Origin of the sequence: Nonomuraea sp. NPDC049758, from assembly GCF_040674635.1 — a bacterium.
Taxonomy (GTDB): Bacteria; Actinomycetota; Actinomycetes; order Streptosporangiales; family Streptosporangiaceae; genus Nonomuraea.
Window position 1 is genome coordinate 26,007 of the sequence record NZ_JBFAMZ010000034.1, and the last position, 19,457, is coordinate 45,463.

The 19,457-nt window shown below is 72.5% G+C and carries 13 protein-coding genes; 4 read left to right on the forward strand and 9 right to left on the reverse strand.

The genetic code is table 11. The annotated features are described in order from the left end of the window. Positions 1–7: 7 nt before the first annotated feature. Entirely contained in the window at positions 8–1,882 is a 1,875-nt protein-coding gene (locus AB0J46_RS47720; RefSeq protein WP_364342754.1) for an endonuclease/exonuclease/phosphatase family protein, read from the reverse strand. An 89-nt stretch (positions 1,883–1,971) separates the two neighbouring features. On the opposite strand from AB0J46_RS47720, the gene AB0J46_RS47725 reads away from it, so the two are divergent. After that, complete coding sequence (locus tag AB0J46_RS47725; RefSeq protein ID WP_352352797.1) at positions 1,972–3,153, forward strand: ROK family transcriptional regulator; 1,182 nt, start codon at positions 1,972–1,974, stop codon at positions 3,151–3,153. Positions 3,154–3,177: 24 nt separating this feature from the next. Here AB0J46_RS47725 and AB0J46_RS47730 read toward each other — a convergent pair whose 3' ends face one another. From AB0J46_RS47730 to AB0J46_RS47745, 4 genes are all read right to left on the reverse strand, one after another. Next, positions 3,178–4,617 (reverse strand): glycoside hydrolase family 3 protein, encoded by a 1,440-nt coding sequence (locus tag AB0J46_RS47730; RefSeq protein ID WP_364342757.1) that lies wholly within the window; start codon positions 4,615–4,617, stop codon positions 3,178–3,180. 75 nt (positions 4,618–4,692) lie between these two features. After that, positions 4,693–5,544: a carbohydrate ABC transporter permease gene (locus AB0J46_RS47735; protein ID WP_352352381.1), complete on the reverse strand. Its 852-nt coding sequence runs from the start codon at positions 5,542–5,544 to the stop codon at positions 4,693–4,695. Then, the gene (locus AB0J46_RS47740; RefSeq protein WP_364342760.1) at positions 5,541–6,554 is read right to left on the reverse strand and encodes a sugar ABC transporter permease; all 1,014 of its coding nucleotides are present in this window, start codon (positions 6,552–6,554) and stop codon (positions 5,541–5,543) included. The genes AB0J46_RS47735 and AB0J46_RS47740 overlap by 4 nt, the downstream gene beginning before the upstream one ends. 2 nt (positions 6,555–6,556) lie before the next feature. After that, positions 6,557–7,876 (reverse strand): extracellular solute-binding protein, encoded by a 1,320-nt coding sequence (locus AB0J46_RS47745; RefSeq protein ID WP_364342763.1) that lies wholly within the window; start codon positions 7,874–7,876, stop codon positions 6,557–6,559. A gap of 137 nt (positions 7,877–8,013) precedes the next feature. Between AB0J46_RS47745 and AB0J46_RS47750 the strand changes: the two genes are divergently transcribed. From AB0J46_RS47750 to AB0J46_RS47760, 3 genes are all read left to right on the forward strand, one after another. Beyond that, entirely contained in the window at positions 8,014–9,162 is a 1,149-nt protein-coding gene (locus AB0J46_RS47750) for an ROK family transcriptional regulator (protein ID WP_358291887.1), read from the forward strand. A 12-nt stretch (positions 9,163–9,174) separates the two neighbouring features. Next, entirely contained in the window at positions 9,175–9,831 is a 657-nt protein-coding gene (locus AB0J46_RS47755; protein ID WP_364342767.1) for a M15 family metallopeptidase, read from the forward strand. A gap of 74 nt (positions 9,832–9,905) precedes the next feature. Then, positions 9,906–10,991 (forward strand): glutamate--cysteine ligase, encoded by a 1,086-nt coding sequence (locus AB0J46_RS47760; RefSeq protein WP_358291891.1) that lies wholly within the window; start codon positions 9,906–9,908, stop codon positions 10,989–10,991. Positions 10,992–11,011: 20 nt separating this feature from the next. On the opposite strand, the gene AB0J46_RS47765 is transcribed toward AB0J46_RS47760, so the two are convergent. The 4 genes from AB0J46_RS47765 to AB0J46_RS47780 all read right to left on the reverse strand — a co-directional run bounded on the left by AB0J46_RS47765 (position 11,012) and on the right by AB0J46_RS47780 (position 19,380). Beyond that, on the reverse strand, positions 11,012–11,758 hold the full coding sequence (locus tag AB0J46_RS47765) for a sulfite exporter TauE/SafE family protein (protein WP_364342770.1): 747 nt from the start codon (positions 11,756–11,758) through the stop codon (positions 11,012–11,014). A gap of 178 nt (positions 11,759–11,936) precedes the next feature. Beyond that, entirely contained in the window at positions 11,937–13,751 is a 1,815-nt protein-coding gene (locus AB0J46_RS47770; protein ID WP_364342815.1) for a gamma-glutamyltransferase family protein, read from the reverse strand. Positions 13,752–13,877: 126 nt separating this feature from the next. Then, positions 13,878–14,555 carry a GntR family transcriptional regulator gene (locus AB0J46_RS47775; protein WP_364342773.1) on the reverse strand — a complete coding sequence of 226 codons (678 nt, stop codon included), beginning with the start codon at positions 14,553–14,555 and terminating at the stop codon, positions 13,878–13,880. Between the two features lie 58 nt (positions 14,556–14,613). Continuing rightward, the gene (locus tag AB0J46_RS47780; RefSeq protein WP_364342776.1) at positions 14,614–19,380 is read right to left on the reverse strand and encodes an ATP-dependent helicase; all 4,767 of its coding nucleotides are present in this window, start codon (positions 19,378–19,380) and stop codon (positions 14,614–14,616) included. Positions 19,381–19,457: the final 77 nt, after the last annotated feature.

A 19,457-nucleotide genomic window follows, 5' to 3' on the forward strand; every position in this document is an offset into this window, starting at 1 on the left:
TTCTCGATTATCCCTCCTGGTCAACACTGGTTAGGCGCAAGGTCGTCAGAACGGGCAGGTGATCCGAATACGGCAACCGCGGCGCCTGCGCAGAAATCGCGGTCAATCCCTTGGTGAGCAGCACGTGGTCGATGCGCTCCTTGGGGGCGTCGGCGGGCGAGGTCGGCGGGTCCCCGAACGCGGTCAGCGGGTCGCTCAGACCGGCCGCCTTCAGCACCTCCATGGCCGGATCGGTGGGCCGGGTGTTGAGGTCGCCCGCCAGGATCACCGGCCGCCTCACCTGCTCCCCGGCTCCGGCTGCGCGGTGCCCGGCCTCGTCGGCGTCCCGGCCGGCGGCCAGGGCGCGGGCGATGGCGGCGACCTCGGGCGCCTGGCCCTCGGGAGCCTGCAGATGGGTGTTGACGATGCCCACCTCCCTGCCGCCGACCTCCAGGACGACCGCCTGGGCCTGCGCCCCCGTCGGGTAGTCGTGGGCGTCCAGCGGGTGGGAGTGCACCTGCTTGACCGGGAGGTTGGTGAGCAGCGCGTCGCCCCACACCTGGTCGGCGGCGGGCGCGAAGTGGTAGCGCATGCCGAGGCGGCGGGCGATCCTGGCCAGGTCGTCGTGGCCGCCGTTGAGCAGCCAGCCGCGGTCCACCTCGCTGAGCAGCACGACGTCGGGCTTCTGTGCGGCGGCCCATGCCCCGATCCTGTCGAGCGACAGACGGCCGTCCAGGCCGTAGCCCATGCGGATGTTGTAGGCGATCAGGGTGAAGGTGTCGCCCTGCTTGGCCCGTACGGGCGGCGCGGACGGCGTCCCGAGCGTGACGAGCCCCACCAGCAGGACGGCGACCGCCAGCGGCAGCCATCCCCCCGGGGCGCGCTCCTGGACGGCGGACGAGCCCCCGGCGAGCGCCTTGACGACGGTGAGGACCGCCACCAGCACGGCCACCGCGATGAGGATCAGGCCGTTGGGGAAGCCGAGGTTCATGTCGTAGGCCGCGTAGTAGACGAACAGCCCGACGAAGAAGACCAGCCCGCCCCCGAGCACGGCCACCCCGGGACGCCGCCCGCCAGGACGGTCCGGCCGGACGGTCCCGGCGAGCAGGAAGGCGAGCCAGAGGATGAGCAGCGCGCCGGCCGACGTGAACGACTCGAACAGGAAGGTCACCGCGCAGAGCACCAGGAGGACCCCGGCGCCGAGGTCGAAGACGGGAGAGGACGGCGGCCTGACGGCCCGCACCCCGGCGGCCACCAGAACGAGGACGATCAGGCCGGTGCCCATGATGACCTGCCACAGAGCGGGCGGCCCGTCCTCGGGCTTGGCCCAGCCGGTGGCGGCGACGCCGGTCAGCAGCATCGCCGGGCCGAGCAGGAACCACGTCAGCGCGGGCGCGAGGTCCACCTCGGCGGCCGGCGGGCGGAGGAGGCTCAGGAAGGCGGCGCAGACGCAGAGCACCGCCGGCCACGGGACCAGGCCGTCGCGCCAGACCAGGTCCACGCCGTCCAGCAGCAGGTGGACGATCAGCGACAGGCTCAGTCCGCCCATGACGCCGACGGGGACCGCCCGGCGCGGGACGGTGTGGGCGCAGCCGTACAGGAAGACCAGGCCCGCGGTGACGCCGGCGGAGGCGACGTAGAGCTGGCTCACGCCCGCCTGCAGCAGGATCCTGGTGAGGACCAGCGCCGCGGCGCCGCCGAGCAGAGCGTGGCGCGGCTTGGCTAACAGCGCCAGGAAAGGCAGGATGAACCAGGCGGCGGCGTAGAGGCCCATCAGCTCCGGCGGCGTCTCGCCCGCCCGGCCGAACAGGGTGATCAACGACGGGAGGAAGACTCTCAACACGTCCAGCAGCAGCACGAGGCCCAGCGCGAGCATGATCGCCGGGCCGCGGGGGATTGTCATGAGGCATCCTCGTGTTCGGCTCCGATGATATGCAAGAGCTGGGACGCTAAACTTCCAACAACCTTTTCGAATTGACGGTGGGAATCAGCGTGGAGCGTCGTCCTGGTGTGCCCAGACTTCTCCGGGAGATCAACGATCGGGCCGCGCTGGAGCTGTTGCTGGCCACCGGCCCCATGACGAGGGGGCAGATCGGCGACCTGACCGGTCTGTCCAAGGTCACCGCCTCCCAGACGCTCGCGCGGCTGGAGGAGCGCGGCCTGGTCGAGGTGGTGGGCGCGCAGGCGGGTGGCAGGGGGCCGAACGCGGCGCTCTACTCGGTCATCCCCTCCAGCGCGTACGTGGCCGGTCTGGAGGTCGGGCCCGAGCTCATCTCCACCGCCGTCGCCGACATCCACGGCCGCACCATCGCCGAGGTCACCGTCGATCCCGGCGGCCACGACGACCCGGTGGCCGCCGTGCACGGCGCGATCGTCAAGGCGTGCCGCAGCGCGAAGGTCAGCCTGGCCAAGCTGCGCGGCGTGGTGATCGGCACCCCGGGCGTGGTCGATCCGCGCAGCGGCGACGTGCGCTTCTCCTTCGACCTGCCGGGCTGGCACGAGGGCATCCACGAGGCGCTCGCCGGCGACCTGCGGCGCGAGGTGACGATCGAGAACGACGTGAACCTGGCCGCCATCGCCGAGTACGCCGACGGCGCGGCCAAGGGCGTCGACGACTTCGTGCTGGTGTGGGCGAGCCGGGGCCTCGGCATGGCCGTCATGCTGGGCGGCAAGCTCCACCGGGGGCGTTCGGGCAGCGCGGGGGAGATCGGCTACCTGCCGGTGCCCGGCGTGCCGCTGCCGGAGGACATCCGCACCAAGCCGGGCCGGCTGCCGTCGCTGGCGGGCGGCCTGCAGTCGCTGGTGAGCGCCGAGGCGGTGGCCGAGCTGGCCCGCGGCTACGGTTTCACGGCCGAGAGCGCCGGCGAGTGCGTCGAGGTCGCGGTGGCGGCCGGGTCCCGCGGTGAGCCGATGCTCGACGAGATCGCCCACCGGCTGGCGCTGGGCGTGGCGGCGGTCTGCGTGATCCTCGACCCGGGGCTGGTCGTGCTGGCCGGGGAGGTGGGCCACGCCGGGGGATCCGCGCTGACCTCCAGGGTGGAGGAGGCCGTGGCGCGGATCTGCCCGGTGCGGCCGCAGGTGGTCACCACGGCGGTCGCCCACGCCAACCCGGTGCTGCGCGGCGCGGTGCTGGCCGCCCTGGACCAGGCGCGCGAAGAGCTCCTCACGCCCTGATCCGGCGGGCCTGGGCCGTTCGCCTCAGGCGGTGATCAGTTCCACGGCGGCCTGGGCGTTGGCCCTGGCCGCCCCGTACGTGGCGATGTAGGCGGCGCTGTCGGGCCGCCAGACGGGCAGGCCCATCTCGATCACCGTCGCGTCCTGGCGGGCCGCCACCAGGGCGGAGACCAGTTCCTGGCTCGCCTGGTAGCGGTGGGCGTCCTTCACCACGATGACCAGCGACCGGTTCGCGGCCTTGGTCAGCAGGGCGGGGACGTCGGCGGCCGCGGGCTCGACGCGGACGATCTCGGCGTCCGGCAGCCACGGGCCCACACCCCATGGCACGTTCCCCACGGCGATCGTGGGCGGGGTGTCCACCTCGATCACCAGGGGTTCCACCAGGGGTTCCGTCTCGCCGGTCAGCTGCACGGCGCGGCGGGCGGCGTGCAGGCCGACCCCGTTCTGCTCGGCCGCGATCACCTCGGGCGTGCCGAACCAGGCCCGCAGCGCCCCCACGCGGTCGGCCGCCTCCTCCAGCCTGGCGGCCGGCAGGCGGCCCTCGGTCACCGCGGCCACGATCTCCCCGATGACCCGCTGGACGTCGTCCTCGCCGGGGATCGGGCCGAGGCAGATCAGGTCCGCCCCGGCCGCGAGCGTGAGCACGGCGCCGTTGGCCAGGCCGACGCTCTTGGTGATCGCGTGCATGTCCAGCGCGTCCGTGATCACCACGCCGTCGTAGCCGAGCTCGCCCCTGAGGAGCCCGGTCAGCGCGGCGGGTGACAGGGTGGCCGGAGTGTCCCCGGTCACCACCGGAACCGCCACGTGGGCGGTCATCACGGTCTTGGCGCCGGCCTCGATGGCCGCCCGGAACGGCGCGAGCTCGCGGGCGCGCAGCACGTCCAGGCCGACGTCCACGACGGGCACGGCCAGGTGGGAGTCCACCCGGGTGGCGCCGTGGCCGGGGAAGTGCTTGACGCAGGCGGCCACGTTCACCGACTGCAGCCCGTTGACCGCCGCGACCGTGTGCCTGGCCACCAGCGCCGGGTCGGCGCCGAAGGACCTGGTCCCGATCACCGGGTTGTCGGCCTCGGTGTTGACGTCCGCGCTCGGCGCGAGGTCCAGGTTGATGCCGCACGCGGCCAGCTCGGACCCGATCGCCGCGTAGACCCGGCAGGTCAGGTCCACGTCGTCGACCGCCCCCAGCGCCGCGTTCCCCGGGTACGGGCTGCCGACGTGGTAGGCCAGCCTGGTGACGTCCCCGCCCTCCTCGTCGAGCGAGATGACGGGCTCGGCCGAGGCGTGCAACGTCGTGGTGAGCGACCTGACCTGGTCGGGACCGGCGACGTTGAACCCGAAGAGCGTCACGCCGCCCAGGCCGTTGTCCAGCTCACGCAGCACCCAGTCGGGCGCCGTGGTGCCCTGGAAGGCGACGAGCAGCGTGCCGGCCGCGAGGCGACGCAGCCCCCGATCACTCTGACTCATGGCTCCTCATCACTTGAATGACGGCACGATCGGGTACGGCCCGGACCAGCCGAGCCGTACGAGGATCAGTGCCTGTTACCCCTTCACGGCCCCGGCGGTGAGACCGGCGACCATGCGGCGTTGTACCAGCAGGAAGAAGACGACCACCGGAAGGGTCATCAGGGTGGAACCGGCCATGATCGCGCCCCAGTCGACGCCCTTCTGGCCGAAGAAGTACTGCAGGGCGACCGGCATCGTGTAGCCCTCGGAACCCGACATCAGGTAGAGGGCGAACACCAGATCGTTCCAGGCGGTGATGAACGAGAAGATGCTCGTGGCCACCAACCCCGGCGCGACCAGCGGGAACAGCACCTTCCAGAACGTGGTCAGGCGGCTCGCGCCGTCGATCCAGGCCGCCTCCTCCAGCGTCCGCGGCACCGCGGCCACGAACGTGCGCAACATCCAGATGCCGAACGGCAGCGTCAGCGCGACCTGGGTGATGATCAGCCCGATGAGCTGGTCACCGAGGCCGACCCGCTTGACCATCATGTACAGCGGGATGAGCAGGCCCTCGGCCGGCAACATCTGCACGATCAGCAGGATGACCAGGAACGTGCCACGCCCCTTGAAGCGGAAGCGCGCGATGGCCGTGGCCGACAGCAGCGCGAAGACCGAGCCGATGAGCACGGTGCCGAGCGCCACGATCGCGCTGTTGCGCATGTAGAGCCAGATGGAGTTGTTCGCCACGCCCTCGGTCAGCACCCGCGCGAAGTGGTCGAAGGTGAAGTGCGTCGGGAACGGGATGAACTCCGTCGTGAAGATCTGGTCGTTCTCCTTGAAGCCGGTGGAGACCATCCAGTAGACGGGGAAGACCGCGTAGAGGAAGACCAGCACACCGGCCGTGTTCAGGAGGATCTTCCCGAGCTTCTTGCGGGCCAGCGCGTTCACATCTCCTCCTGCTTCACGATCTGCCGGACGTACGCGACGGTGATGATGAGCAGGATGATCGTCAGCACGATGGAGATCGCCGCGCCCGTGCCCAGCTTCTGCGGGGGCTTGAACGCCTCCGCGACCGCGTACATCGACAGGTTGAAACCGTCGCGGTTGGTCGGGCCGTTCATCAGCACGTAGAGCTGGCTGAAGACCTTGAAGTCCCAGATGATCGACAGGATCGTCAGGACGGCGAAGACCGGCTTGAGCAGCGGCAGGGTGATCTTCCTGAACGTCCGCCACGCCCCCGAGCCGTCGACCTTGGCCGCCTCGTACAGCTCGGACGGGATGCCCTTGAGCCCCGCCAGCACCGAGACCGCGATGAACGGGAACCCGGCCCACACCACGCACACGATCAGCGCGACGTAGAGCGGGAAGGTGTCGTTGAGCCAGGGGGTGCCGGTCCAGTCCTGCTGTCCGGCGGGCGGCGCGGCCAGCCAGTCGGGCAGCAGGTTGAGCAGCCAGTTCACGATGCCGGACTCGGCGTCGAAGAGCGAGCGCCAGATGACGCCCTGCGCGACCGGCGGCACGGCCCAGGCGAACATGCACCCGATGACCACGAACAGGGACATCTTCTTGCCGAGCTTGTTCAGCAGCACGCCGACCGCGGTGCCCACGATCAACGTGAGGCTGACGGCGACGAAGGCGAACACCACGGTGTTGCGCAGAGCCGACCAGAAGATGTCGTTGGAGAGGACCTTCTCGAAGTTGTCCAGGCCCACCCATTCGGCCGGCTTGCTCCCCCTGATCTGCGCGAGCCCGACCTTCTGGAAGGCCATCACGCCCAGCTGGAACATCGGGTACAGCAGCAGTCCCGCGATGACCAGCAGACCGGGGATGAGCAGCACGTACGGGATGCTCCACGTGGGCATCCCGGTGGCCTTGACGGGCCCGCCGCCCTTCTTACGGCGGCGCCCCGGGGCGGGGGACGAGCCCCTGCCCCGGGTGACCGTAGTCGTGTTCGCCATCGTTACTGGTTCAGGATCTCTTCGAGTTCCTTGTTGGCGTCAGCGAGAGCCGTGGTGGTGTCCTTCTTGCCCTCGATGACGGCGCGCGCCGCGTTCTGCAGCACGGCCTTGGTGGCGTCGGCCTCGGCCCAGTTCGGGTCGGCCGGGAACGCCTTGGCCTTGGCGAAGGCCTGGGCGAACGGGCCCTGCGCCGGGTCCTCGTTCAGCGCCGCCAGGGTGTCGGGGTAGACCGGCAGCAGGCCGCCTTCCTTGGCGTAGCGGTCGGCCCAGGTCTTGCTGGTGGCGAGCTTGAGGTACTCCTTGCCGAGGTCGGCCTCCTTGGTGCCGCCCCACAGCGCGATGTCGTTGCCGCCGAAGAAGGACGGGGCCAGGCCGCCGGTCTTGGCGGGCAGCGGGAAGAAGCCGAGCTTGTCGCCCTTCAGCTTGCCCTTCGAGTCCTCCTCGATGCCGGGCAGGTCCCAGCCGGCGGTGAGGTACATCGCCACCTTGTTGTTGGCGAAGCGCTTGCGGATGTCGACGGTGTTCAGCGTCAGGTTCGCCTTGCTGGACAGGCCGCCGGTGACCAGACCGGTGTAGGTCTCGAAGCCCTTCTGGAAGCCGGGGTCGGTCAGCTTGCCGACCCACTTGTCGCCCTCCTTGACGGCGAACTCGCCGCCCTCGGACCAGGCGAACGCGGCCAGCAGGTGGTTGGCGTCGGAGCCGCCGTTGAAGGCGAAGCCGTCGACGCCGGCGCCCTTCTCCTTCTGGATCTTCTTGGCCGCGGCGACGAGCTCGTCCCAGGTCTTGGGAACCTCGATCTTCAGGTCGGCGAACCAGTCCTTGCGGTAGAGCACCGCGCGGGCGCCGGCGCCCCACGGGATGCCGTAGATCTCGCCGTCGACCGTCTCGTAGCCATAGAGGTTCTCGGGGATCTGGGCCCGGTCGCCCTCACGCGCGATGTCGGTGATGGGGGTGAGCGCGTCCTGGCTCTGCCACATCGGGACCTGGTCGTTGCCGATCTCGGTCACGTCCGGGCCGGTGCCGGTCGCGGCGGCGGCGAACTTGTCCGCCACCTGCGGCCACGGGATCCACTCAAGCTTGACGTCGGCGCCGGTCTGCTTCTTGAACTCGGCGTTGAGCTCTTCCATGTACTTGGCGGCGGCAGGGTTGCTGTCGCCCAGACGCCACACGCTGAGCGTCTTGCCCGCGAACTTCGGGCCACTGGAAGCGGGGGCGGCCGCGCTGGACGACGGCTTCGGCTCCTCGCTTGACCCACAGGCGGCCAGGCCCAGGGCCAGGGCGGCCGTGGTGACCGTAGTGGCTGTGATCTTCGCGATCCTCACAGGGTTCTCCCTTCCCGGGTGCTGGCCTACGGTCCGCACCAGGCTGATCGTCAAATGCCGAACGACGCTGTTAAACTAACAAGAAACTTTCTTAAAAGAAACGCTCGTTAGCCATTCGTGACGAGAGGGGTGCGGTAATGAGTCGAAGCCCGGGGATCCCCCGGTTGCTGCGCAGGTTGAACGACCGCTCGGCACTTGAACTCCTCCTCGCGGACGGTCCGCTGACCCGCGCCGAACTGGGGGAGCGAACGGGGCTATCCAAGGTAACCGCAGGTCAGCTGCTCGCTCGCCTCGAAGAACGGGGCCTGGTGGAGGTGGCGGGCGAGCGCGCCGGCGGCCGGGGCCCGCACGCCGCCCTGTACGCGGTGGTTCCGTCGAGCGCGTACGTCGCCGGGCTGGAGGTGCTGCCCGACAGCCTCACTGTCGGTGTGGCGGACATCACAGGTAAAATCGTTGTCGAAGTGACGGTCAACCCGTCCGACGCCCGCGATCCGGTGAAGGCGGTCCACTCGGCCGTCCAGCGGGCCTGCGCCACGGCCAGCGTCGAGCTGTCCCAGCTCCGCTCCTTCGTCATCGGCACCCGGGGCGTCGTCGATCCTCGCAGCGGCGACGTGCGCTGGTCCTACGACCTGCCCGACTGGCACGTCGGCGTGCTGGCCAGCCTGCGCCAGACCCTCGGCGGCTCGGTGACGATAGAGAACGACGTCAACCTGGTCGCCCTGGCCGAGAGCCGCTACGGCGCCGCCGTCGGCCACGACGACTTCGTGGTCATCTGGGCCGGCGTCGGCCAGGGCCTCGGCGTCATGCTCGGCGGCCGGCTGCACCGGGGGATCACCGGCGGCGCGGGCGAGATCGGCTGGCTGCCGGTGCCGGGGGAGCCGCTGCCGTCCGACGTCTCGCAGCCGCAGTCGGGCTCGTTCCAGCGCCTGGTGGGCCACGACGCCCTGCGCGGCCTGGCCGGCGAGCACGGCGTGATCGGCTACACCGTGCCCGACCTGGTCCGCAACGGCGACGAGGACTACCTGGACGAGGTGGCGGGCCGCCTGGCCGTGGGGGCGGCGGCCGTGGCCGTCGTGCTCGACCCCGGGCTGATCGTGCTCAGCGGCGACGTCGGCCGGGCCGGCGGCGAGCGGCTGGCGGCCAAGGTCGAGGAGGCCGTGGCCCGCGTGTGCCCGAGCCAGCCGACCGTGGTGACCACCAGGGTGACCGGCAACGCGGTGCTGCGCGGGGCCATGGTCGCGGCCCTGGAGCAGGCCCGGGAGCAGGTTTTCTCCGACACTGTGTGAGAATTTCTGCCCATGTGGCAGCTCGACACCGACGTAGTCCTCATCTCCGACCCGCGCGTCTCGGCGGTCCCCGTCCAGGAGTGCGGTGAGCCGCTGGCCGACGTGCGCGGGCGGCTGCGGGTCGACACGCGGCTGGCCGACGCCGACGGCGCGTACGCGCACCTGCGGGCAGGGCTGCTCGACCGGCTGGAGCGGGCCGAGAGCTCGCTGCCCGACGGCTTCCACCTGCTGATCGTCGAGGGATACCGGCCCATCGCCACCCAGCGGCGCATCTTCGAGGGGTACCGCGCGGAGCTCCTCACCACTTATCCCGATATGACGCCTGACGAGTCCTATATCGCGGCGAGTCGTTATGTGTCCCCTGTCGAGGTCGCCCCCCACACCGCCGGCGCCGCCGTCGACCTGACCCTGTGCGCCCCCGACGGCACCGAGTACGACATGGGCACCCAGGTCAACGACAACCCCGAGGAGAGCGGCGGCGCCTGCTACACGGCCGCCGCCGGCATCCCGGCGCAGGCCCGCGCCCACCGCAAGATCCTGGCCGCCGCCCTGGAGCCCGTGGGCCTGGTCAACTACCCGACCGAGTGGTGGCACTGGTCGTACGGCGACCGCTACTGGGCCATGTCCACCGGCGCCCCGGCCGCCCTGTACGGTCCTGCCCCCTTCTAGCCAGGTTTTCCCCCGGCAGCGGCACGGGCACAACCTGTGGCGGAGGCTCTTCGGACTCCCCCAGCGAGGTGTGCATGGTTCCGTTGATCGGGATCGAAGAGGAATACCTCGTCGTCGATCCCCGCACCCGCCACGTGTCCCCCCGGGCGGCCGAGGTCCTGGCCGCCGCGACGGACATGCTCGACGTGGCCCACGAGATCACCCGTTTCCAGGTGGAGGCCCGTACGCCGCCCTCCGCCGACCTCAGTGAGCTGGGCTCCCAGCTCCGGGCAGCACGGAAGGAGGTGTCCGAGGCGGCCCGGTCCTGCGGCCTGGCGGTCGTGGCCAGCGGCATCCCGGTGCTCGGCAACGTCATGCCGCCGCCGCTCACCGACGACCACCGCTATCAGCAGGGCAAGGAGCTCTACCGGGCGTTGCAGGACGAGATCAGCATCTGCGCGCTGCACGTGCACGTCGACGTACCGGACGAGGAGATCGCCGTCTACGTCGGCAACCATCTCAGACCCTGGCTGCCGACGCTGATCGCGCTGGCCGCCAACTCGCCGTTCTTCGTGGGCCGCGACACCGGCTACGCGTCCTGGCGGGTGATCAGCTGGGGGCGGTGGCCGGTGTCCGGGGCGCCGCCGTACTTCCCGACGTTCGGCGACTACGAACTGGCGCTGCGTGCGCTGTCGGAGTCGGGCGCGCTGATGGACCCCAAGACGGTCTTCTGGGACACCCGTCCGTCGCCGAGGCTGCCGACGGTCGAGATCAGGGTGGCCGACGTGCCGCTCGACGTGAGCGACAGCCTGACGATCATCGGCCTGATCCGGGCCCTGGTCGTGACCGCGTTGCGGGAGGTGGCGCGCGGCGACCGCGGGCTGCCGATCCCGTCGGAGGTGCTGCGGGCCGCCTACTGGCGGGCCGCCCGGGACGGCCTGGTCGGCGACAGCCTCGACGTGCGGCACGGAACGCTCGTGCCCGCCACGGTGATGGCCCGCCGGCTGTTCGGCCACGTGAGCGCCGCGCTGGCCGAGGCCGGCGACCTGACCTTCATCGAAGAGGGCCTGGAACGGCTGCTGAGCAAGGGCTCCGGGGCGGTGCGCCAGCGGCGCGTGCACGCCCGGGGCAACGACCTGACCGACGTGGTCGATGACCTGATCGAGGCCACCGTCGCCTGAACCGCCCGTTCAACGCAGCTTCACCGCAGCGCGAGCACCGCCGCCACGCCGAGGCCGAAGGTCACGACGACGCCGCGCAGCACGTTCGGCGGCATGAGCCGGGCCACGCGGGTGCCGAGGAAGCCACCCGCCAGGCTGGCCGGCGCCACCACCGCCACGGCCTGCCACTCCACCGGGCCGAACAGCGCGAACGCCACCACCGACACCGTACTGACGACCAGCGACAACGCGGCCCGTACGGCGTTGACCCGGTGCAGGTCGTCGTGCAGGAACATGCCGAGCACGGCCAGCAGCAGCACGCCCATCCCGCCGTTGAAGTAGGCGCCGTAGCAGCCGCCCAGGAACACCCCGGCGTACACCAGCCTGCTCGGAGGCTGCCCGGCCGCGCCGCCGAAGCGGTTCTTGAGCCATGGCTGGGCCAGCAGCGCGAGGCTGGCGAAGGTCACCAGCCACGGCACCAGCGAGTCGAACAGCCGGCCCGGCGTGAGCAGCAGCAGCGAACAGCCCGCCACGGAGCCCGCCACGGTGGCGGCCGACAGCGCCGTCACCCTGCGCCGCTGCCCGCGCAGCTCGGCCCGGTAGCCGACGACGCCGCCCAGGTAGCCGGGCCACAGGGCCACCGCGTTGGTCACCGACGCGGTGACGCCCGGGTAGCCGAACGCCACCAGCGCCGGGAAGGAGATCAGCGTGCCGCCCCCGGCCAACGCGTTGACCACCCCCGCCAGCAACCCGGCCCCCACCAGAAAAACCAGCTCCCCAACCGTCACCACCCCACCCCCAGCCGCGACGCGCGGTCGGCGGTGGTCCCCGCCTTGGGCCGGGACGCGTGCTCGGTGGTGGTCCCCGCGTTGGGTCGGGGCGTGCGGTCGGTGGTGGTTCTCGCGTTGGGTCGGGGCGTGCGGTCGGGGGGCGTCCTCGCGTTCAGGCGGGACGTGCGGTTGCTGGTCATCGGCCCGCCGCGTAGCCCTGGGCGCCGCGGGGGTTGGCGGCGGCCCGCAGGAAGGCGCCGTCGCGGGCCACCGCGCTCAGCCTGCCGAGCGACCACGGACCCTCGACCTCGACCTCGTGCCCGCGCCGCCGCAGCTCCGCCACCACCCCCGGGGCGAGCCGCTCCTCGACGTGCAACACCCCGGGACGCGAGCCACGCGGGAAGAACGAGCTGGGGAAGTGCGCGGAATGGAACATGGGCGCCTCGATCGCCTCCTGGAGGTTCAGCCGCCCGTGCACGACGGCCAGGAAGAAGTTGACACTCCACTGGTCCTGCTGATCGCCGCCCGGCGTGCCGAACGCCAGCCACGGCCTGCCGTCCCTGGTGGCGAACGACGGCGACAGCGTGGTGCGCGGGCGCGCGCCGGGCCGCAGCGACGCGGGCAGCCCCTCCTGCAGCCAGAACATCTGCGCCCTGGTGCCCAGGCAGAAACCCAGCTCGGGGATCGTGGGGGAGCTCTGCAACCAGCCGCCGCTGGGCGTGGCCGAGACCATGTTCCCGAACCGGTCCACGACGTCCACGTGACAGGTGTCGCCTCGTACCGCGCCGTCCGGCGTCACCGTCTGCTCACCGGCGCCGGTCAGAGTGCGCGGGCGGCCGGTCGGCGGCGCGTCGTGGCGGGCGACCGTCGGCTCGCCGATGCCCGGACGAACGGGCGCCGGAATCGCGGGGGAGACGGCCGCCGTGCCGGGCGGGAGGACCGGCAGCCGCGGCTCCCGGCCGCCGGGCGCGCCCGGCCGCAGTTCCAGGCTGGCCTCGGCCCCGATCAGCCGCCGCCGGTCTTCGTTGTACGCCGCGCTCAGCAGGTCGGCCATGGGGACGTCCGCGTCGCCGTACCAGGCTTCGCGGTCGGCGAAGGCGAGCTTGGCCGCCTCGGTGACCACGTGCACGTAGTCGGCGTCCAGGAAGCCGGTGGCGTCGAGGTCGAACCCGGACAGCAGGGCGAGCTGCTGCAGGAAGACCGGCCCCTGCCCCCAAGGTCCCGTCTTGTACACGGTGTGCCCGCGGTAGTCGAAGCTCACCGGCTCCTCGACCGTGGCGGACCAGCGGGCCAGGTCGTCCCCGGTGAGCAGGCCGCCGTGGACCTCGCCCGAGCTGTCCCGCCAGGCGGTGCCGGTGCTGAAACCGGCGACGGCCTCGGCGACGAAACCCTCGTACCAGGCATGCCGGGCGGCGGCGAGCTGACCTTCGCGGGTGGCCGAGGCGGCCTCGGCCTCGGCGACCAGCCTGCGGTAGGTCGCCGCGAGCACCGGGTTGGCCAGCCTCGAACCGGGCGCGGGCACCCGGCCGTCCGGCAGCCAGGTGGCCGCCGACGTGGGCCAGTCGTGCCTGAACAGCTCCTCGACCGTGCCGATCGTGGCGGCGATCCGGTCGAGCACCGGCACACCGCGCTCGGCGTAGTGGATCGCCGGGGCCAGCACCTCGGCCAGCGACCAGGTGCCCCAGCGCTCCAGCAGCAACATCCAGCCGCCGAACGCGCCCGGCACCGTCGCCGCCAGCAGACCCGTGCCGGGGACGACGTCCAGCCCCATCGCGGCGAAGCGCTCGACGGTCGCGGCGGCGGGGGCCACGCCCTGGCCGCACACCGCCGAGACCTTCTGCTCCTCCTCGCTCCACAGCAGGATCGGCACCTCGCCGCCGGGGCCGTTCAGGTGCGGTTCGGCGACCTGGAGCACGAACCCGGCCGTCACCGCCGCGTCGAAGGCGTTGCCGCCGCGCTCCAGTACGCCCATCCCGGCCGCCGAGGCCAGCCAGTGGGTGCTGGCGACCATGCCGAAGTCGCCCGTCAGCTCGGGTCTGGTGGTGAACAACGGTCTCTCCTCCGGGGGGGACGATTCAGGAGACTGTATACAATCTCCGCGCCTCACCCGTGCTGCGGGGTACCGGTTGCCGCCTGTCTAGTCGATCGGCTGGTTCGCCGTACGGGGCACGGCCGCGAGGAACGACCGGCGGGCGGCGGCGACGTGCGCGACCGCCCTGGCCTGGGCCTCGTCCTCGTCGCCCGCCGCGATGGCCTCGCACAGGCTCAGGTGTTCCGTCCAGGAGTGCGGCCCCCGGGCGGCGGCGGTCTGGCTGAAGACCCACTGCGCCCGCAGCACCATCGGCTTCATCATCAAATTGAGGTAGGAGTTGCCCGCCGCCTCGCCCACGGCCAGGTGGAAGGCGGTGTTGAGCTCGGCCACCTCAGCCGGTCGCCCGGCCGCCACGGCCTCCCCGGCCGCGTCGAGGATCCGGCGCAGCCGCGCGACGGCCTCGGGGCTGCGCTTGCGCGCCGCCAGCCGGGCGGCCAGGCCCTCGACCGCCATGCGCACGTCGAAGAGCTCCTCGCCCTCCTCGGCCGTCAGCCGCGCGACCCTCGCGCCGACCCGCGGGACGACCTCGACGAACCCCTCGGCGGCCAGCACCCGGATGGACTCGCGCACGGGGTTGCGCGACACGCCGAGCAGCGCAGCCAGCCGATCCTCGACCAGCCGCTCTCCCTGCGCCAGCTCACCGGACAGGATGCGACGACGCAGTTCCTCGGTGACCTCGCCCAGCAGCGTCGCACGCCCCGCGCCCCGCATCACATCAGCCATATGGCCGCCCATCGTATACAAATCCGCGGGCGGCCGATCGCCCGCCACCACCGACTGGTCAGGCGCGCAGGCGCAGCCCCCGGGGAGTCGGATGGAACCCGGCCGCCTCCAGGGCGGCCGCCAGCGGCGATTCCACGATGGACGCGCCGTCGGCCCGCTCCACCGTCAGCTTCCCGAGCGCCCCGTCGCGTACGGCCAAGGCCAGCGCGTCGACCGCCGGTTGCAGCCGGTCGTCGTCGGCGAACGACAGCAACGTCTTGCCGCCCCGCTCCACGTACAGGACGAGGTGACCGTCCACGAGCACGACCAGCGCGCCCGCCTTCCTGCCCGGCTTGTGCCCGACGTCGCCGGGACGTTGCGGCCAGGGCAGCGCGGCCCCGTACGGACTGGCCGGGTCGGCGGCGGCCAGCACCACCGCCCGCGGCCCGGACCCGCCCCGGCCGCCTTGACCGAGCATCCCGGCCTCGCCGCCCTGGCCGAACCCGCCGCCTCCGGGCCGCGAGCTCCGGCCGCCCTCTCCACCGCCGAACCCCCCGCCTGGGAGACCGAACCCCCCGCCCCCGGGCCGGCCGGTCTCCCAGGCGGGGACCTCGGGCGGCGAACCGAAGCCCTCGCCCGGCCCACCCCCGGTCGGTGCGACGCTCGGGGCCATGGCACGCATCCGGTCGACCGCACCCGCCAGCGCGAACTGCGCGCCCCCCAGCCCCTCGACGAAGTACCCCCGGCGGCACCGCCCGCTCTCCTCATAGGCGCGAAGCACCTGGTAGACAGGCGTGAACCCGCCGGGCAGCCGTTCGGAGGTCACCGCCCCGCGCGTCACCACGCCGTGCCGTTCGAGCAGCACCTCGGCCTGCGCGTGCGCCCGCTGCGTCGCGTCGTCGGCCGGACCGGGCAGCAGCCACCATCGCCCGGCCACGGTCGGCGGCCCGCTCCTCGACGGCAGCACGGCCCGGCGCCGCCGCGTCGTGGCGGGCCGGTGCGCGGGACGCCCGGTGCCCAGCGTGGCCCGCAGCGGCGCGAGCGTGTCGCCGGAGACCCGGCCCGACCACACCAGATCCCACAACGCCGAGACCAGCGTCGCGTCGTCGAGCGCCCCGCCTTGGGCCCCGAGCTGGTCGGAGATGCCCCGGAAGAACAGCGCGCCCCCGCCGCCCAGCAGGTCGAGCACGCGCTCGTGCAGCGGGGTCATCGTGATCTCGGCCGGGTCGGGCAGCAGCAGCGGCGCGGTGTCGGCGAAGTAGAGCGACACCCATCCGTCGCCGCCGGGCAACGACCCCTGCCCCACCCACATCACCTCGCCCGACGAGGTCAGCTCGTCGAGCAGCGCCGGATGGTAGCCGGGCACCCGCGAGGGCAGCACCAGCGTCTCCAGCGCGGACGCCGGCACCGCGGCCCCCTGGAGCTGCTCGACCGACCGCACCAGCGCGTCCATGGCCCGGGCCGCCCCGGCCCGCGAGCCGTCGGACGACGTGCCCGAACCGGTGATGCCGTGCCAGGCGGGCAGGAAGCGGGCGAGCGTCTCGGGCGCGACCGGCTCGACCTCCTTGCGCAGCCGGGCCAGCGACCTGCGGCGCAACATCCGCAGCACCCCGGCGTCACACCACTCCTCGCCCCGGCCGCCCGGCCGGAACTCGCCGTTCACCACGCGCCCCGACGCGGCCAGCCGCCGCAGCGCGTCGGTCACCACGGCCGCGCCGAGCCCGAACCTGGCGGCGGCGGTGCCGGCGTGGAAGGGCCCGCGGGTGCGGGCGTGCCGGGCCACCAGGTCGGCCAGCGGGTCGGGCACCGGCTCCAGGAACACGTGCGGCACCCCCACGGGCGGCGGCACGCCGAGCGCGTCGCGCAGCCGGGCGGCGTCCTCCACGGCCGCCCACTGCTCCTCGCCCGCGATGCGCACACGGATGGCCCGGCGCGCGCGTTCGAGCTCCGCCAGCCAGGACGGGTCGCCGCCGCGCACGCTCACGTCGGGCGTCAGCAGCGGCCCGTGCGAACGCAGCAGGTCGGCTAGGTCCTCGGCGTCGCGCAGCGGCCGGTCGAGCCGGGCCAGCTCGCGCTCGCTGCTCACGATCACGTCGGGGTCGAGCAACTCACGCAGATCGGCCTGGCCGAGCAGCTCGGCCAGCAGCGTGGTGTCCAGCGCCAGGGCCTGCGCGCGACGTTCGGCCAGCGGCGCGTCGCCCTCGTACATGAACGCGCCGACGTAGTGGAACAGCAGCGACGCGGCGAACGGCGAGGCCTGCGACGTCTCGACCTCCACCACCCGGATCCGCCGGGCCGCGATGTCGCGCATGAGCTGGACCAGCCCCGGTACGTCGAACACGTCCTGGAGGCACTCGCGCATCGTCTCCAGCACGATCGGGAACGAGGCGTACTGGGAGGCCACGCCCAGCAGATGGGCGGCCCGCTGGCGCTGCTGCCACAGCGGGCTGCGCCGGCCCGGCACGCGGCGCGGCAGCAGCAGCGCCCGCCCCGCGCACTCCCTGAACCGGGAGGCGAACATCGCCGACCCGCCCAGCTCCTCGGTGACGATCTGCTCGATCTCCTCGGCGTCGAACGCCGCCACGTCGGTGGGAGGCTCGGCCAGCGTGTCGGGGATGCGCAGCACGATGCCGTCGTCGGAGTGCACGGCCTGCACGTCGATGCCGTAACGCTCGCGCAGCCGCCGGTTGATCGCCAGCGCCCAGGGCGCGTGCACCCGCGCGCCGTAGGGGGAGTGGATCACCACCCGCCAGTCGCCCAGCTCGTCGTGGAAGCGCTCGACCAGCAGGGTACGGTCGTCGGGCACGTAGCCCGTGGCCTCGCGCTGCTCGTCGAGGTAGGCCAGCAGGTTGCTGGCGGCGAACTCGTCGAGCCCCGCCTCCCTGATGCGGTCGGTGGAACCCTGCTTGGCCTGCTCCCGCAGGAACTGCCCGATCGCCCGGCCCAGCTCGGCCGGACGCCCGGCCGTGTCGCCGTGCCAGAACGGCAGCTTCCCCGGCTGGCCGGGAGCGGGCGAGACCAGCACCCGGTCGGCCGTGATGTCCTCGATCCGCCACGACGTCGCGCCCAGCACGAACACGTCGCCCACCCGCGACTCGTAGACCATCTCCTCGTCGAGCTCGCCCACCCGGGACGCCTTCTCACCCACCAGGAACACGCCGAACAGGCCGCGGTCGGGGATCGTGCCGCCGTTGGTCACGGCCAGCCGCTGCGCGCCGGGCCGCCCCTGGAGGGCGCCGGTGACGCGGTCCCAGACGATACGCGGCCGCAGCTCGGCGAACTCCTCGCTCGGGTAGCGGCCGGCCAGCATGTCGAGTGTCGCCTCCAGCGCGCTGCGCGGCAGGGTGGCGTAGGGGGCGGCCCGCTTGACCACGGTCTCCAGCTCGTCGACGGTCCACTCGTCGAGCGCGGTCATGGCCACGATCTGCTGGGCCAGCACGTCGAGCGGGTTACGCGGATAGCGCAGCTCCTCGATCTGCCCGCCGCGCATGCGCTCGGCCACCACGGCCGTCTGGACGAGGTCGCCCCGGTACTTGGGGAAGATCACCCCTCGGGAGACCGCGCCCACCTGGTGGCCGGCCCGGCCGATGCGCTGCAGCCCGCTGGCCACGCTCGGCGGGGCCTCCACGCACGCCACCAGGTCGACCGCGCCCATGTCGATGCCCAGCTCCAGGCTGGAGGTGGCGACCACGGCGGGCAGCCGCCCCGACTTGAGCGCCTCCTCGATCTGGGCCCGCTCCTCCTTCGACACCGAGCCGTGGTGGGCCCGGACGATCTCGCTCACCACGCCCTTGCTCGCCCCCGCCTGCGCCATCGTCTCGGCGGGCATGCGCCTGGACGGCGGGGGTTCCTGGTCGTCCGGCGGCGTCTCCCAGATCGACAGGTCGATCGCCTCCGGCCCCTGCCGCCGCGTGTAGGCCAGCTCGTTGAGCCGGGTGCACAGCCGCTCGGCCAGCCGCCTGGAGTTGGCGAACACGATCGTCGAGCTGTGGGACTCGATCAGGTCGAACAGGCGGTCTTCCACATGGGGCCAGATCGACCGGCCGGACGACGGCTCGACCTGCTCGGGATCGGGCGCGCCCGCCACCTCCGTCATGTCCTCGACCGGGACGACGACCTCGATCTCGATGCGCTTGTCGGACGGCGGCTGCACCACCGTCGCCGGACGCGTGCCGCCGAGGAAGGCCGCCACCTCGCTCACCGGCCGCACGGTCGCCGACAGCCCCACCCGCTGGGCCGGACGCTCCAGCAGCGCGTCGAGCCGCTCCAGGCTGAGCGCCAGATGGGCGCCGCGCTTGGTGGCCGCGACCGCGTGCACCTCGTCGACGATCACCGTCTCGACGTCGCGCAGGGCGTCGCGCGCCTGACTGGTGAGCAGCAGGAACAGCGACTCGGGAGTGGTGATCAGGATGTCGGACGGCTTGGCGGCGAACCGCCTGCGCTCCTCGGCCGGGGTGTCGCCGGAGCGGATCGCCACCGAGATCTCCGGCACCGGCAGCCCGAGCCGGCGCGCCGTCTGCCTGAGCCCGGCCAGCGGCGCGCGCAGGTTGCGCTCGACGTCGACGGCCAGCGCCTTGAGCGGCGACACGTAGAGCACGCGCGTGCCCGGCTTGTGCCCCTTCGCCACACCTTCGCCCGGAGCCTGATCGGCCGCCCGCGCCGCGAGCCGGTCGAGCGACCACAGGAACGCCGCCAGCGTCTTGCCCGACCCCGTGGGGGCGACGACCAGCGTGTTGTCGCCGCGCGCGATCGACTCCCACGCGCCCTCCTGGGCCGCCGTGGGCGCCTGGAAGGCGCCGGCGAACCATTGCCTGGTCACCTGGGTGAAGTGGTCTAGCGAGCTCACCAGCACATACTGCCTCGCGCCACCGACAGAAAACGCATTCGAGCGGCGCCGGGTGATTGAGCGGGGGTCAAGGCGGA

Bases quoted from the DNA above. Each gene is read 5' to 3' on its own strand.
- AB0J46_RS47720 (WP_364342754.1), bottom strand. From the start codon at position 1,882: ATGACAATCCCCCGCGGCCCGGCGATCATGCTCGCGCTGGGCCTCGTG.
- AB0J46_RS47730 (WP_364342757.1), bottom strand. From the start codon at position 4,617: ATGAGTCAGAGTGATCGGGGGCTGCGTCGCCTCGCGGCCGGCACGCTG.
- AB0J46_RS47740 (WP_364342760.1), bottom strand. From the start codon at position 6,554: ATGGCGAACACGACTACGGTCACCCGGGGCAGGGGCTCGTCCCCCGCC.
- AB0J46_RS47750 (WP_358291887.1), top strand. From the start codon at position 8,014: ATGAGTCGAAGCCCGGGGATCCCCCGGTTGCTGCGCAGGTTGAACGAC.
- AB0J46_RS47755 (WP_364342767.1), top strand. From the start codon at position 9,175: ATGTGGCAGCTCGACACCGACGTAGTCCTCATCTCCGACCCGCGCGTC.
- AB0J46_RS47760 (WP_358291891.1), top strand. From the start codon at position 9,906: ATGGTTCCGTTGATCGGGATCGAAGAGGAATACCTCGTCGTCGATCCC.
- AB0J46_RS47770 (WP_364342815.1), bottom strand. From the start codon at position 13,751: ATGGTCGCCAGCACCCACTGGCTGGCCTCGGCGGCCGGGATGGGCGTA.
- AB0J46_RS47775 (WP_364342773.1), bottom strand. From the start codon at position 14,555: ATGGCTGATGTGATGCGGGGCGCGGGGCGTGCGACGCTGCTGGGCGAG.